This is a genomic window from Bacillus sp. LQ01 (genome assembly GCF_057624735.1).
In genome coordinates, this window is sequence record NZ_JBYEZL010000008.1 from 21,765 (window position 1) to 35,606 (window position 13,842).

The window sequence follows — 13,842 nt, forward strand, 5'->3', positions numbered from 1 at the left end:
CTCCCTAAAGAGAAGCAGATTGAGGTTCTTGAGAATCAAGCTCACTTTGAGGCTGTGGCAAAGATGATTGAACAAAACAATTTACTTCTTTTAGAACAGATGAAAGCTCTACAGCTAATTCAGAAATAACAAACTTATGATTAATTAATTCTACATACGCTTCCATAAATAATGTATCTTTATCTATACCATTAGCCTCTGTTTTTACAGGGGCTTTTGTTATGTATTGATTCATATTTTGAATTTGAATGGTTTCTTTCACATGTATGAATAGATCCTCTAATAAACCTGGTGTAGACTCTAATTCCTGCTTTTCAATTTCCTCTGTGACGGCACTGATAAATTCCCATAGTACTTTTGCACCTAGTAATTCTGCTAAACGTTTTTCACGCATTTCAAATGTTTTCATGTTCATATTTAACCACTTCCTTCTCCGTATTTTTTACTGATAATTAAATGTTTAGATTATGATGTAGCTGCTATGTACGGTAATTGAATTCTCACTCACTCCAATTGTAAACTATAATTTACAATTGGACCCAAAAATAGATTCAACGCTTTTTCCCAAAACCTTTGCTATCTTTATAGCTAACTTAACGTTTGGTTGTTTTTTATTATTCTCTATCTCAGAAATATAAGTGCGCGATAAACCAACTTGTTCCGCTAATTTTTCTTGTGATATTAGTTTTTCTTTTCGTAATTCAGCTATCTTATTCACTGCTCTACTCCTCTCCGCTTATGTATTCATATGATTACAAATCAATTGTAAACCATAGTTTACTTAATCGTAAACAATGGTTTACATGTTTTTTCTCTATTTTAGTTTCTTTTTGTAAATTATTGTTTACAATTGTAATAGGAGGATTACATATGAAGAAAACTCTTGGTGAAATTATAAAAAATTATCGTTTAACAAATAAACTATCCTTACGCGAGTTTGCTCAAAAATGTGATGTTAGTCATACTTATATAGACAAACTTGAAAAAGGTGTAGATTCAAGAACTGGAAAACCTGTAGAACCCACACTTTTAGTAATAGAAAAGATATCAAATGCCATGAATATAAGCACAAAATCCTTATTAGAAGAAATAGGATTCATTACAAGAGATAATATTGAGGTAACTGATACAGAATTAGAACAGTGGTTTAAAGCTATTAAAAGTGCCTCTCCTCAAAAGCAGGAGGAATTAAAGAAGTTTTGGAAGTTTTTAATACAAAAGGAAGACTAAATTAGCTAAAAGGCCTCCACCTTGACAGGGTGGAGGTCGTGAGTTCGAGCCTCTCCGGGGTCATACTGATAGAAACCGTGTCAAATTAACGTTTGATGCGGTTTTTTATTTTCCGTTGACTTAACGGTGACTTGACACAGGGTGGCGGTCAGCTACAACGGGTAGTTATACGTCTTTTGTCTTGTTTTCAATAACGACATAGGAGGCGTTTTTTTATGACATCTAATATGGAACATTATCTCTTATATTTTTCATTCCTACTGCTACTTATGTTATTTCTAAATTAATATGGTCACAATTAAATATGCTCTCCATGATCCATAAACACTTCAATAGTTTCATTTTGTGATACGTCTTTTACATTAATCAGACCAAAAGTAAAAACAGCGGATAACATCATCATTAATAAGATTGCTTTTTTCATTTTAGCGCCCTTCTTTCTATACTCTTTTTGTCTGCATCTAAAGCGATGTGTAAATACTTGCTGGCTTTTTCGTGATTTTCTGAACCATAGAATATATTACCTAAAAGATAAGCATATTCTTTTACCCAATCATATAATTCTTCTCTTTCAAAATACAAAATACCTTCCATGACCACCTTTTCTAATTCTTCTTGTGGTGCATAGTTATGTAATGCTTTTAAAATTTGAAAATGATGACGATAACATAAGTCACTAATCTTATAGCCATTCTCAATATATTCATTAGCATTATGATTGTGACCTAACTTAAAATGTTCTCTTGCTAAAAGAAACATCGTTTTAGCGTTGTTTTCTAGTGATTCCTCTAAATGCTTAATTGCTAACTCTGACATGTTTTGACTTGCATATAAAAGTCCTAAATTGTGTTTTACACGTTTAGTAAGACTTTCATCATTAGATTTTTGAAAAGTACCCAATGCTGAAAGTAAATATTCTTCTGCACTTTCGAAATCACTTAAGCGAGTGTGTGCCATCCCTAAAGTATTCAAACAAGCAGCAGTTTTTAATTCATACCCTGGACTAATTGAAAATACTTCATTTGCCTTCGTAGCAAATTGAACTGCTAGGATTGGTTTCAATATGTGATAGTAATGAACTGCAAGCCAATAATTAAATTCAGCTTTTTCGATTTCATCATGCATGTACTCTAAATACTTTTCAGCTTCTTCAAATTGCATTCTTGCTTCACTATGGTTTGCTGTATTAGTAGCATAAATTGCTTTAAATAAATGATGATAGTACTCTAAAAATGTTTCTGTAGGCTCTTGTAATGGCTCAATTTTATCCAAAATATCTTTTGAACTACCCATATCACGAATTAGCAGATTATACCGCGCATTCAATAAAGCATAGTAGACTAGTATTGTTTGGTCTTCCTTAATATTATTGATTTTATCTGCAATCTCTTCTTTTATTTTATTAGACTGTAATACACGTTGTGAAATTATAGCTTGATACCAGTCGTTTAATAATTTTTTGAATTCTTCTTTAGAAATAATTTCAACATTCATATACGCTACCCCCTTTTATTAAATGTTACCATAACATACTTGTTTATATAAATGATTTTTTTGAATATTAAAAATTGATAAACTTTTTTGAATACTTATATTAAACAATGTTAATTTCAGATTTAATGGAAGTTTTCGTAATTCCCTCCATTTTTTTTAAGTTTCTTTACAATTAGGAGATTTATGTATTCATGATTTGGGTTATTTTTCATTGGTAGACTTAGATCAAATGGATCAACGAGGTACATACTATTTTTCTCGTTTGAAATTAAACACGAAGGTATATGTGAAAAATCTAAACCTGGATATCCCAGTCAGTAGTCGGGATAGATTTGGCTTACTACGTTAGGGGAAATTTACAAATCAGTAAATAGTGGAATAAATCTCAATAAAATATACACAATAAACATATTGAAAAGTCTTTTCGAGGGGAGTCTATGTTGTGTTTCCTATTTTTAAATTTTTGAAACAAGGACGTTATTCTGTAGATAATCAAGACAATAGAACTTCAAATATACAGAAAGAAAATGTAGAGAATCATAACATCCACTGTGACTTATTCCAAAACATAAATAATCTTCAAAAAAATTTTCAACAAGCTCCAGATCTGGTAATTCGTCAATTTCAACTAGTAAATAGATCAGAAGCTGCTCTAATATATTTATCAGGATTAACAGATACACAATCTATTCATAATAATATACTGTCCCCTTTGATGCATACAACGTTTGAAATTAGTAATGGTCTCCCTGTCACAATAGGAGAAGTTCAAATAATTAATACTTGGAATCAATTCGAAAATGCTATTTTTCAAGGGGACAGCATATTATTAGTTCACGGTCTAGACGCAGGATATCAACTAAATACAAAAGGGTGGCCACAAAGAGATATAACAGAACCTAAAAATGAAATCTCTCTAAAGGGGATCAAGGATTTGTAGAAACGTCTAGTCAAAATATAGCTTTAATACGAAGGTATATTCCTAACAGAGAATTAGTATTAAAAGAGGTTTTTATTGGTAGTAGAGGAAAGACCAAAGTATCTATTTTATATTTAAGAGATGTAGCTTCTGAAGATGTACTTAAGGAATTGGAAACTAGAATTCAAAATATTGTGGTGGACTCGATTATTAATACTGGTGAAATAATCGAGTTTATTGAGGATAATCCTTATTCACCATTTCCACAGTTCATCTTGACCGAAAGGCCTGATTCAACTGTATCTCACATTCTTCATGGGAGATACGTCATTGTTGTGGATCGAAGCCCAAATGTATTGATTGCTCCCGTAAATTTCATTTCTTTCTTTCAAGGGATAGATGACTACAACACACGTTGGTTAGTATCTTCCTCTGTTAGATTACTACGTTTTATAGGTTTTTTTATAGCTTTATTATTACCTGCAACATATGTAGCGTTTATTTCATTTAATTATGAAGTTATCCCTGTACAGCTCTATTTATCAATTGCAGAATCAAGAGAACGTGTTCCGTTTCTTCCAGTGATAGAAGCTTTACTTATGGAGATTACCTTAGAAATGATGAGAGAGGCTGCCCTTCGTTAACCCACTCCCATTAGCCAGACCGTAGGGATTGTTGGAGGTATTGTGATTGGACAAGCTGCTGTTCAAGCAGGGATTGTGAGTAATATTATGATTATTATTGTTGCTGTTACAACTATAGCTTCTTCTATTGTTCCTAATTATGAAATGGGTTTGGCAATAAGATTATTACGTTTTCCTATGATGTTATTAGCTGCTTTATTTGGAATTGTAGGAATTATTATCGGCTGGATGACTATAATTGCACATCTTGTAAGTTTAGAATCCTTAGGTACTCCTTATGGTAGTCCTTTGTCCCCTTTTCACATTTCAGGTATGAAGGACACGTTTGTTCGCTTTCCTTTGTGGTCAATGAAGAGAAGATCCAAAAATATTACAAAGAATCACAAAGAAACTAATCCTGATAAAGGGTGAAAATATGAAAAAATATGCCCATAATGACATCACTGTCATGCAATATATTTTTATTATTAATGCCTCACAAGTGGGAACTGGAGTCCTATCCCTTCCAAGGGTACTTGCAGAAAAAGCTGGCACAGATAGCTGGATAGCACTATTTATCGGATGGTTTTGCGCTATGACCGCCAGCATTTTACTAATTCAAACAGCGAAACACTATCCAAATGATACCTTATATGAAATTCTTATTCGATTTTTCGGGAAAATCATTGGTAGCATGGTAATTATTCTTTATATGATATATTTTGCTTTTTACGCATGGACAGTTCTAATTAATGGCATGCTTTATATTAAGGCCTGGCTTCTTCCAAAAACAGCCGACTATATTATTTTGTTTTTGTTCTCTATTCCAACCTTTCTGGTTGCACGCAATGGTGTTCGGGTAATAGGTCGATACTGTGAATTATGTTTTTATATGACAATGTGGATTCCATTTTTTTCTTCATACCATTAAAAGATAGCAATTGGTTACACTTTCTTCCATTATTAAAGGAGGGCTGGAAACCTATATTTTCGGCTGTTCCATCTACTATCTTTTCCTTTATAGGATTTGAAATGGCATTTTTTCTGTATCCTTTTTTACAAAAAAAGCAATATGCAACGCAAGGCATTATTATAGCAAATACCTTAACATTTGTATTTTATCTATTTACTATAGTTATTTGCTTTTTATACTTCAGTCCAGATGCAATTTTAGAGTTTAATCAACCCGTACTAAACTTACTTAAAGTTATTGAATTTCGTTTTTTAGAACGGTTTGATATGATTTTATTATCTATTTACTTACTTGTCGTCTCTACTGCATGGATTCCTTGTGTATACGGAGCTGCGTTTTGTTCTAGTCGACTAATTGGAAAACAAGATCATTCTCTTCAGGTATTTATTTTATTATTGGCAGTAATTATAGTAACGTTTTGGATTCATCCCTCATGGAATGAATCTGAATTATTTCAAAATCTCACATCGAAAGGTGGAATTGTATTAGCTTTCTTATTCCCTGTATTTTTATGGATATATAACTTAATCTACAAAAAATACTTTCGGAGGGAAGCACATTGAAGCAAAAAATATTATGCTGTGTTTTAATTCAGCTACTGTTACTCACAGGGTGTTCAGATTCAGACCAAATGAATGTAGAAGATGTTACACTCACGCTTATACTGGGTTTAGATTTGGATGAAAATGATAATTTGAAAGTATACTTATCCAGTCCTGTTTTCAATAAAGAGGCTAAGATTAAAGAGGAACAATATGGTGTAAAATCTGTTACTGTGCGAAACTCTCGTGAAAAATTTGATACCATGGTTATGGCCTTGACATCAGGGAGCAAGACACAACTTATTTTGATTGGTAAACGACTTTTAAAACAAAAGAAGTGGGCTGATTATTTAGATCCTTTTTATCGAGATCCCAAGAACACGGTTACTTCAAAAATTGTTGCTGTGGATGGATCTGTTTCAGACATAATTTATTATGCTCCTAAAAATAAACCTCGTCTTCCTATATTTTTGACAAAACTAATTGAGACTGGACATAGAAGAAATATTACTGTAAAAACGACTCTTCAAGATTTTCATAACCAAACAAAAGAAAAAGGAATGACAGTGAGTGTAAGTGCACTTAAAAAGGATAGTAATTTAAAGTTGACAGGTTCTACATTACTTGATGAACAGAATAGATATAAGCTAACTATTACACCAAAAGAAAATTTATTATTAAGCATTTTACAAAATAAGATACAGGGAGAATTTCCATTTACTATTGCCGTACCACTACAATCTGAAAGCAAAGAAAAACATTGGTTAAGTTTTAATGCTCAAGGTACCAAAGTAAAAACAAGCGTACAATATAAAGAAAATTTTTTGTTTAATATAAATGTACATATGAGAATTCTAATTTCAGAACGACTGTTCCCTTTTAATGTTAGGGATAATGCGGAGAGATTAGAAAAAAGCATTGAAAAGGAGTTGGAAAGTGATTTAGAACATTTCATAAAGAAAATACAAAAAGCAGAAATTGACCCTATAGGATTTGGAGTGTATGCACGAGCGTATACATATAAGGATTGGAAAAGGGTCCAAAAGCAATGGGGAAAAGCATTATCGAAGGCTGATGTTAAAGTTAATGTACATGTTAAAATTGGTGGAATGGGTACAATCAAGTAAGATGAACTCAAAATAATAATTTTTAAGCAATTCTTGGGTAGCACCTCATTACCATCAACTTAAAAAATAAAGTCTCAAAAAAGAAATAATGAGCCGAAATCTTATGAATAACTATGAAAAAATAAAATTTTTATTATGGGGCGTCTTAAAATCTTAGGTTGATAGTGATATGGCGGCCCCCTATAATAAGTATCTTTCCACAAAGAAAAGACACCCTAAGGTGCCTTCCTCCGACTTGATAACCACTTTAATTTTAATAATATGTATTGGACTTTCATCCAAAGATAATTCTAACATGTTTTCAGAAAAATGAAAGCGGATTCTTCAACTTACTTAATTACTTTGTCCATAACCTCTTTATATTTGTTAAATTGGGCATCTTCCATATCACCGTTCATTTGTATAAGAAAGTTACCTTTTGCGTAAGTATGAGAAAATAGCATTTGATTACCATTGCCTAAATCATCATAGTATTTCTTAGCTTTTTCAAGATCTTCTTTGTTTTTAAACTCAAATATTCGACCGCCACTATCTTCACCTAATGCTGGAACAAGAATGCGCTTTGCTTCTTTTCTAGTATTTCCAAATTCTTTTTCTGGTAGGTCACTAGGATTTTCAGCTTCTAATCCTGCAGCTTTAAATTCTTCAATTACCTTATCAACCGTGACATTACCTGTCATTGATTTAACGCTGTCACAAGCAGCTAAACCGAATAATAATAGGGCACCAATAAGTAATACTGCTAATCTTTTAAACATAGTTGTTCATTCCTCCTAATGTAAATAAATCCGTATATATAATAACAAATTGTTAATTTATATATCGTTATATATTGTCAAATGAAAATAAAAAAGGGTGTACCCATGTTCTAAAATTAACAAGACTTATAATAAGCATTATAATGCAAAGGATACAACCTATAATATCAATGCTAAGAAATAACTTCCCCTTTATTGTTTTCATTCATAACTATTCCCTTCCAGATGCCACCTTAAATTTATAATTCTTAGTATAATAATATACATTTTGACCTTTAACTATTTTTTATATTTAATTATTTTTGTTGGTTCTGGTGCAAGAAATGCTGTTATTGTGTGCACCCGGGTAGCAAAATAGCAATTACCGATGAAATTAAAAGTAAATCTGAACAGGTTGAAGAATCCATTACAAAAAAGCTAACGAAGCAAAAATAAACAACATATAAATTTGAATTATATTTCTCAACAACCAAAATTACTTAATGTGGTAAAAAATAATCAGGTTGGCACCCAATACCATATTACGATGGTTCCAGTCGCAGGAAGGCACCTTTGGGTGTCTTTTCTTTTGTTTGAAACACATTCTGGCAAAATACCTGTATCTTTGTTGATTTACGACTCACATAAACCAACAAACTTCGTATATATAATTTGTTACCCTAAATAGGTTGACGATACGAACAGTTATAGGAGGATTTTGTGAATGGTAAAAACAGCTTGTGTAAGTATTATTACTGGAATTCTTTTAATATGTTCAACAGGATGTGCCACTCAAACTAATTCTATTACAGCTAAAACTCAATCAATAGATGATGGCACATATACAACAAAAGAGATCACAGACGCATTTCCTGTAGGAACACCTATAACTACTTACATTCAAAAAGAAGAAAAACTGAACGTAAAACATCTCACCAATATTTCACTTACAGATGGTGGCGTCGGTAGAGTTCTGGAAGCAACAGATGGTTTTGTTGTCGTGTGTGGGGATGAAAAAGGAATTTTTGATGTGTTAATATTTAAAACCATGGAAGATGTAAAGAAATATGAACAGAGTTTAAAGCGATAATTAATATCCTTCTTATGCCTTTTACACAAACATTATCCTCTTGCTCTTGCTATGTCTTTTTCTAAGTACAGTATAATTGCGTCATGAATACACACACGTTATAATAGTCACCTAATTACATATGAAGAGGTGCAGAAAATGAATAAAACAGAATTAACAAAAGTAGTAGCAGAAAAAGCTGAACTTACACAAAAAGATGCAGCAGCAGCAACACAAGCTTTATTAGATACAATAACAAATGCACTAGCAAATGGAGAGAAAGTACAGATTATTGGGTTTGGTACATTTGAAGTACGTGAAAGATCTGCACGTACAGGACGTAACCCACAAACAGGTGAAGAAATGCAAATCCCGGCTTCAAAAGCACCTGCTTTTAAGGCTGGAAAAGAATTAAAAGAGGCAGTAAAATAATTATACATATTGAAAAGGGTTTGATATTCATATCAAGGCCCTTTCAATATCCTTTTTGTTCATAAAACAAAAAGGTATCATCCAATATATATTAGATGATACCTCCTTATTTAAAAATGTAATATTTATATACAGCTAGTTTTTTTATTAATTATTCTTTTATAACCGGCCAGTCGCTTGCAATAATACTATATACAACTGTATCCCGTACATAACCATTTGGCAATTGTCTCTCGTTTCGCAATACACCTTCTTTTACAGCACTAAGCCTTTCAATTGTGCGCTGTGCTTTTTCATTTCGTAAATCCATTTTTATTTGCATACGTAACATGTGTAATTCTTCAAAAGCATATTGCAATAACATATACTTACACTCAGTATTTATACTTGTACGATGTACACTTAGATAATACCACGTTTGCCCAAGTTCAACCGTTTTGTTATCTTTTGAAATACTGTACAAACGTGTACTACCTACAATTTCATTCATTTTTTGATCTACAACAACAAATGGTAGATCTGTTTCCCCTTCAAAACCTTTTATTGCTACTTGAACATACTGCTCCATATCTTGATAGCTATCCATTTTAGCTATTAAAAGGTCCACCGTATATATATTCTCTTTAACTAACGGTATGGTTTTACACACCATTCCTACAGCTTTTTTATAAACAGCATAATTTTATTTTAAACCTACATTGCTGGCTATACTCCATCGCTATCAAGCTAACATGAACGATTTATCCCAAAACAATAAATACGAAAAACACGCACAAGATTTTCTTCCTGGGAGTATTATATTACCTTAACTTGATAGGCATGTGTGGTAGGTCCCCTATTTTGAAAACCAACGCTTATAATCAAAGAAAGTGTATAAATATTTATCTTGGAAAGTGAGATACTTCACCATCAGATGGTACTAAAATATTATTGGAAAGTCCTTTTTCACTGATGAAATCTCTTAATTCTTTTCTAGTTAGTAAGCAATGGTTAACAGCTTCCATATGAGCAACGATAATAGTTGAATTTTGTGCTTCCATGTATGTTTGATAAATATCTTCTTTAGTCATAATTACAGGATTTCCTTGAAGAAATTGTGCCCCTCCTCCATTTACAACGATTACTTCCGGATTATGCGTTTTAAGCACCTTTTGAACATCGTTACACCATATTGTATCTCCTGCTATATAGAGTGTTTTTTCATTTGGGTGCTTAAAGACAACACCTGATACTTCCCCCATAAGATGTCCTATGTCTCCTGTACCGTGTTTTCCATCGGTTTTAGTTAGGGTAATGCTCCCCATATTAATGGCATTAGTTAATGCTTCAACGTTCTGAAAACCTTCTTTTTTAATTGCTTCCACGTCTTTTTCATTTTGTGCATAGATTTGTATATCTTCAGGTAAAACCTCTTTTGCAATCTGGTCAAAATGATCAGGATGTAAGTGTGTAATGATAACAGCATCAACCTGAATGATTTCTTCTATAGAAGTTGGTAAGCTAACCAAAGGGTTTAGCATATGTTGATTTGGTGTATTAGGAAACGGTGGAATCGACCCTTTTTCAGCTAAAAAAGGATCGATTAGAAACTTCTTATCACCATAATGTAAAACTAGCGTTGCATTTCGTATGAGCCTGATATCCATGAAGTAATCCTCCTTTTGCAAGATATACTAATAGTATAAAATAAGAAGTAAATAATCTTACATGGTCAAAATCAAGTATTTAGATGGTTTGACTTGAAATATGAAAGGATTTGAAATGATGTTAGATGATACAGATAAAAAAATATTAAGAGAATTATCGAAGAATGGTCGTATGTCGATGAAAGAATTAGGAGAAAAAGTTCATTTGACGGGGCAAGCAACGTCATCTAGAGTAATAAAGTTAGAAGAGAACGGTGTCATAGAAGGTTATACGATTCAATTAAATAAACAGAAATCCGGCTACCCAGTACATACATTTATAAATATATATACAAAAGACGTTCAACATCAGCCCTTTTTATCTTTTATAAAAACACACCATGAATATATTATAAATAACTTTAAAATTAGTGGTGAAGGTTGTTATCTTCTTGAGTGTAAGTTTTCTTCTAATGAAGTACTAGATCAATTTTTAACCAAACTAAACCAGCATGCCAATTATAAATTATCAATAGTGATTAATTAATATTGACCCTAAAGGCATTTGATGATTTTTAAATTTAATTTATTAGATTACATCAGCCAGTATAAATAAAATTACATGAGAATACGCACAAAATTGTCTCGTAAAAAAGAAACATATACCTACAGAAAAATGAGAGGTTATGTTTCTTCTTTGATATAGTGTGTAAGATATACAAAATTAGAGTATATCTAGTACAAATAGTCATTGATTTGTACTACCTTTTCCTCATTTGGCATTAGAAATTGAAATGGAAGCGAATAGATTTGGAATGTTATTCTCAAAAGCTAATGTAAAGGAAGGAATGAGTTCATGTATTCTCCCTTGTAGCGACCTCTTACCTACTTCTCCAAGTTCGTTCAAAAGTTCATTTCCCTCCGAAGTCTCATCCCCAGTGATTAACATACTTAATATATCTGAATTAATGATTTCATGAGGCGAATGAACTAGCCCATTCATCATTATATATTTTTGGAGCATGGATGAATTACCCTCATTTGCTTGCTTTAAAGCTTGTTTAAGATATAAATCAAAATATTTTTGTGCAAATTTCACACCTTTTAGTGGAACGGCTCCTACATGTTCAACACCTTTCCAACGTAAATCCGCAATTGAACTCAGCCACCATGCTGGCTCAATAGCTTGTTGCATACGTTGTAGCACTTTGCGTTCGAATCCAGGTTTATGAGTAGAATGTTCTTTTAAACAAGTATCTAACATTTCAGCTTCAATGGCAGCTACGGTCATCCCTTGTCCGTAAATGGGATCAAAGTTACAAAAAGCATCACCTAACACTAATAATCCAGATGGCCAATTTTCCATTTGTTCAAAATGTTGACGAGTTGACTCCTGCGCTCTAAATCCTCTTGGGACACTAATTGGTTCTAACTGTTTAATTAACTCCCTCATCATAGGGGTAACTAAAGAATCCAGTTCTTTTTCATATTCTTTTGAATTGGTTGGTGGATAGTGCGTACCTCCAGCAACAAATAGTAGCGCTTGAGCTATGTTATCTTCAATATACAATAACCCTACAGCACCAACGTTTTTAGCAGGATCTCCTTCAGAAATTGCACTCAATTTCTCTTTGATATGCGGGGGTACTTTATAATATCTTGTGCTATATCCAAAATTCACCTTTAAACGTTCTGGTTCTGGAACATCATATCCCATAGATGTAAGCCATTTATTGAGTTTAGATTGACGACCACATGTGTCAACTACCAAATCGGTTAACACAGTTCGCTTTGTTTTTAATTCGTCTCGTTCTTGAATATTAATCCCAATAACACGCTTGTTATCAGACGAAGCTAAAAGGCCTGTCACCGCTTGCTTTGAATGAAAATGTACATTAGAAATTTCTTGTACACGTTGGCGGATTGTCCATTCTAACAATGCTCGACTGCTCGCTGCACCTTTTCGTTCTATAACTAGTTCAAGTGCCCCATAAGGAGAAAATCGAATCATTTTATCATTCTTGACATTATGGGCCCCTAGATTTAATAAATCATCAACATATCCAGGAAAGAAACGGTTCATAATTATTTCTCCACGTGGTAATACACGATGAGGATGAAAGTCTTGTGGTGTACCTGGACGTTCGGATGGTTTTTGAGTTAACTCATCTTTTTCAACAACTATCACTGTCTCAAAATAACTGGAAAGCACGCGTGCAGTAAGTAGGCCTGCAATACCAGCTCCAATCACAAGTGCCTTTCCTCTTTTTTGCTGTTGATATAATAATTGATTATCCATTAATAATCTCTCCTCTTTCTAAAAAGTATGTTTTTTAAGCATAAATCTATTAAAACTTTTCCAGAAATCAGAATAAACAAATGATGATTCTTCATTATTTCAGTAAGGAGCCCGTTGATATAATCGTTCATATAAGGGAACAAAAACAGATACATTTCAAAACACTACAATCCCCTATTACAATTGAGAAATAATTAACGCGACCAGTAGAATTGTAGTATCTGATAGCACTGGTCTTGAATAGTTTGTTTTTTCGGTTATACATGTATCAGTAAACCCAGCACATTTATCGTTATACTTTCAAACTCAGTTCCCTTAAAATATATATGTTTATATTTTTTAGATATACGATTTTACATCCTTCTAAAAACCCAATAGACAAATGCCAGTATCATTTCATTACAGAATTCACCCTAAAATAGTAATCTGTTGAAAAACTCACTTTAACGAACAGGTACCTTAATTAGATAACCTTATTATCTCTGCAAAGGTATTACAATTTTAAATACGCTTTTCAATCTTTTGAATCCAGTAAAACAATTCATTTGAATAATAAGATTTTACTGCATGATAGGATCCCTAAAGCGATGTTGGTATTTCGTTTCATTATGCCCCTATTGGGATCTGCCTCCAACATTCATCTTATAAAAATCAAGGTGGTTCAAGTCAAAGAAAGTACACTCAAATGAGTACCCTTTTTTAACAAGATACAGGTTCATATAACCTATATAACTGCTAACCGTTTATAATAGTTCTTTTTAAATACTGCTTT

At 32.5% G+C, this 13,842-nt stretch carries 12 protein-coding genes, 1 tRNA gene and 4 pseudogenes; 9 read left to right on the forward strand and 8 right to left on the reverse strand.

The features are described from left to right. Positions 1-4: 4 nt before the first annotated feature. Complete coding sequence (locus tag AC22L0_RS27060; RefSeq protein WP_087965339.1) at positions 5-415, reverse strand: hypothetical protein; 411 nt, start codon at positions 413-415, stop codon at positions 5-7. A 105-nt stretch (positions 416-520) separates the two neighbouring features. Then, complete coding sequence (locus AC22L0_RS27065; RefSeq protein WP_087965341.1) at positions 521-718, reverse strand: helix-turn-helix transcriptional regulator; 198 nt, start codon at positions 716-718, stop codon at positions 521-523. 152 nt (positions 719-870) lie between these two features. Here AC22L0_RS27065 and AC22L0_RS27070 point away from each other — a divergent pair, with 152 nt between their 5' ends. Continuing rightward, positions 871-1,230, forward strand: coding sequence for a helix-turn-helix domain-containing protein (locus AC22L0_RS27070; protein ID WP_087965343.1), 360 nt, complete (start codon positions 871-873; stop codon positions 1,228-1,230). Then, positions 1,222-1,293: transfer RNA gene (locus AC22L0_RS27075), tRNA-Val, on the forward strand. The genes AC22L0_RS27070 and AC22L0_RS27075 overlap by 9 nt, the downstream gene beginning before the upstream one ends. A gap of 235 nt (positions 1,294-1,528) precedes the next feature. On the opposite strand, the gene AC22L0_RS27080 is transcribed toward AC22L0_RS27075, so the two are convergent. Together AC22L0_RS27080 and AC22L0_RS27085 are read right to left on the reverse strand one after the other, a co-directional pair. Then, on the reverse strand, positions 1,529-1,654 hold the full coding sequence (locus AC22L0_RS27080) for an aspartate phosphatase (protein ID WP_087965345.1): 126 nt from the start codon (positions 1,652-1,654) through the stop codon (positions 1,529-1,531). After that, positions 1,651-2,724: a response regulator aspartate phosphatase gene (locus tag AC22L0_RS27085; protein ID WP_087965347.1), complete on the reverse strand. Its 1,074-nt coding sequence runs from the start codon at positions 2,722-2,724 to the stop codon at positions 1,651-1,653. Before AC22L0_RS27085 ends, AC22L0_RS27080 begins: the two co-directional genes overlap by 4 nt. Positions 2,725-2,887: 163 nt before the next feature. Here AC22L0_RS27085 and AC22L0_RS27090 point away from each other — a divergent pair. The 4 genes and pseudogenes from AC22L0_RS27090 to AC22L0_RS27105 all read left to right on the forward strand — a co-directional run. After that, a pseudogene (locus AC22L0_RS27090) lies at positions 2,888-3,025 on the forward strand (hypothetical protein); the annotation flags it as partial. Positions 3,026-3,166: 141 nt separating this feature from the next. Then, positions 3,167-4,698 (forward strand): annotated as a pseudogene (locus tag AC22L0_RS27095) (spore germination protein). 4 nt (positions 4,699-4,702) lie between these two features. Continuing rightward, positions 4,703-5,802, forward strand: a pseudogene (locus AC22L0_RS27100) (GerAB/ArcD/ProY family transporter). Next, complete coding sequence (locus AC22L0_RS27105; RefSeq protein WP_139894872.1) at positions 5,799-6,908, forward strand: Ger(x)C family spore germination protein; 1,110 nt, start codon at positions 5,799-5,801, stop codon at positions 6,906-6,908. The pseudogene AC22L0_RS27100 and the gene AC22L0_RS27105 overlap by 4 nt, the downstream one beginning before the upstream one ends. Before the next feature lie 329 nt (positions 6,909-7,237). On the opposite strand, the gene AC22L0_RS27110 is transcribed toward AC22L0_RS27105, so the two are convergent. Next, entirely contained in the window at positions 7,238-7,666 is a 429-nt protein-coding gene (locus AC22L0_RS27110) for a stress protein (protein ID WP_087965353.1), read from the reverse strand. Between the two features lie 703 nt (positions 7,667-8,369). Here AC22L0_RS27110 and AC22L0_RS27115 point away from each other — a divergent pair. Then, a complete protein-coding gene (locus tag AC22L0_RS27115; RefSeq protein WP_087965355.1) occupies positions 8,370-8,735 on the forward strand; it encodes a hypothetical protein in 366 nt (121 codons plus the stop codon). 138 nt (positions 8,736-8,873) lie between these two features. Then, complete coding sequence (locus AC22L0_RS27120) at positions 8,874-9,146, forward strand: HU family DNA-binding protein (protein ID WP_087965357.1); 273 nt, start codon at positions 8,874-8,876, stop codon at positions 9,144-9,146. Between the two features lie 151 nt (positions 9,147-9,297). On the opposite strand, the pseudogene AC22L0_RS27125 reads toward AC22L0_RS27120, so the two are convergent. Together AC22L0_RS27125 and AC22L0_RS27130 are read right to left on the reverse strand one after the other, a co-directional pair. Next, a pseudogene (locus tag AC22L0_RS27125) lies at positions 9,298-9,744 on the reverse strand (GNAT family N-acetyltransferase); the annotation flags it as partial. A gap of 283 nt (positions 9,745-10,027) precedes the next feature. Beyond that, entirely contained in the window at positions 10,028-10,792 is a 765-nt protein-coding gene (locus AC22L0_RS27130; protein ID WP_087965360.1) for an MBL fold metallo-hydrolase, read from the reverse strand. A 118-nt stretch (positions 10,793-10,910) separates the two neighbouring features. Between AC22L0_RS27130 and AC22L0_RS27135 the strand changes: the two genes are divergently transcribed. Next, entirely contained in the window at positions 10,911-11,318 is a 408-nt protein-coding gene (locus AC22L0_RS27135; protein WP_087965372.1) for an Lrp/AsnC family transcriptional regulator, read from the forward strand. 225 nt (positions 11,319-11,543) lie between these two features. Here AC22L0_RS27135 and AC22L0_RS27140 read toward each other — a convergent pair whose 3' ends face one another. Continuing rightward, a complete protein-coding gene (locus AC22L0_RS27140; RefSeq protein ID WP_087965362.1) occupies positions 11,544-13,070 on the reverse strand; it encodes an FAD-dependent oxidoreductase in 1,527 nt (508 codons plus the stop codon). Positions 13,071-13,842 lie beyond the last annotated feature (772 nt).

Bases quoted from the DNA above. Each gene is read 5' to 3' on its own strand.
- AC22L0_RS27060 (WP_087965339.1), bottom strand. From the start codon at position 415: ATGAACATGAAAACATTTGAAATGCGTGAAAAACGTTTAGCAGAATTA.
- AC22L0_RS27070 (WP_087965343.1), top strand. From the start codon at position 871: ATGAAGAAAACTCTTGGTGAAATTATAAAAAATTATCGTTTAACAAAT.
- AC22L0_RS27080 (WP_087965345.1), bottom strand. From the start codon at position 1,654: ATGAAAAAAGCAATCTTATTAATGATGATGTTATCCGCTGTTTTTACT.
- AC22L0_RS27085 (WP_087965347.1), bottom strand. From the start codon at position 2,724: ATGAATGTTGAAATTATTTCTAAAGAAGAATTCAAAAAATTATTAAAC.
- AC22L0_RS27110 (WP_087965353.1), bottom strand. From the start codon at position 7,666: ATGTTTAAAAGATTAGCAGTATTACTTATTGGTGCCCTATTATTATTC.
- AC22L0_RS27115 (WP_087965355.1), top strand. From the start codon at position 8,370: ATGGTAAAAACAGCTTGTGTAAGTATTATTACTGGAATTCTTTTAATA.
- AC22L0_RS27120 (WP_087965357.1), top strand. From the start codon at position 8,874: ATGAATAAAACAGAATTAACAAAAGTAGTAGCAGAAAAAGCTGAACTT.
- AC22L0_RS27130 (WP_087965360.1), bottom strand. From the start codon at position 10,792: ATGGATATCAGGCTCATACGAAATGCAACGCTAGTTTTACATTATGGT.
- AC22L0_RS27135 (WP_087965372.1), top strand. From the start codon at position 10,911: ATGTTAGATGATACAGATAAAAAAATATTAAGAGAATTATCGAAGAAT.
- AC22L0_RS27140 (WP_087965362.1), bottom strand. From the start codon at position 13,070: ATGGATAATCAATTATTATATCAACAGCAAAAAAGAGGAAAGGCACTT.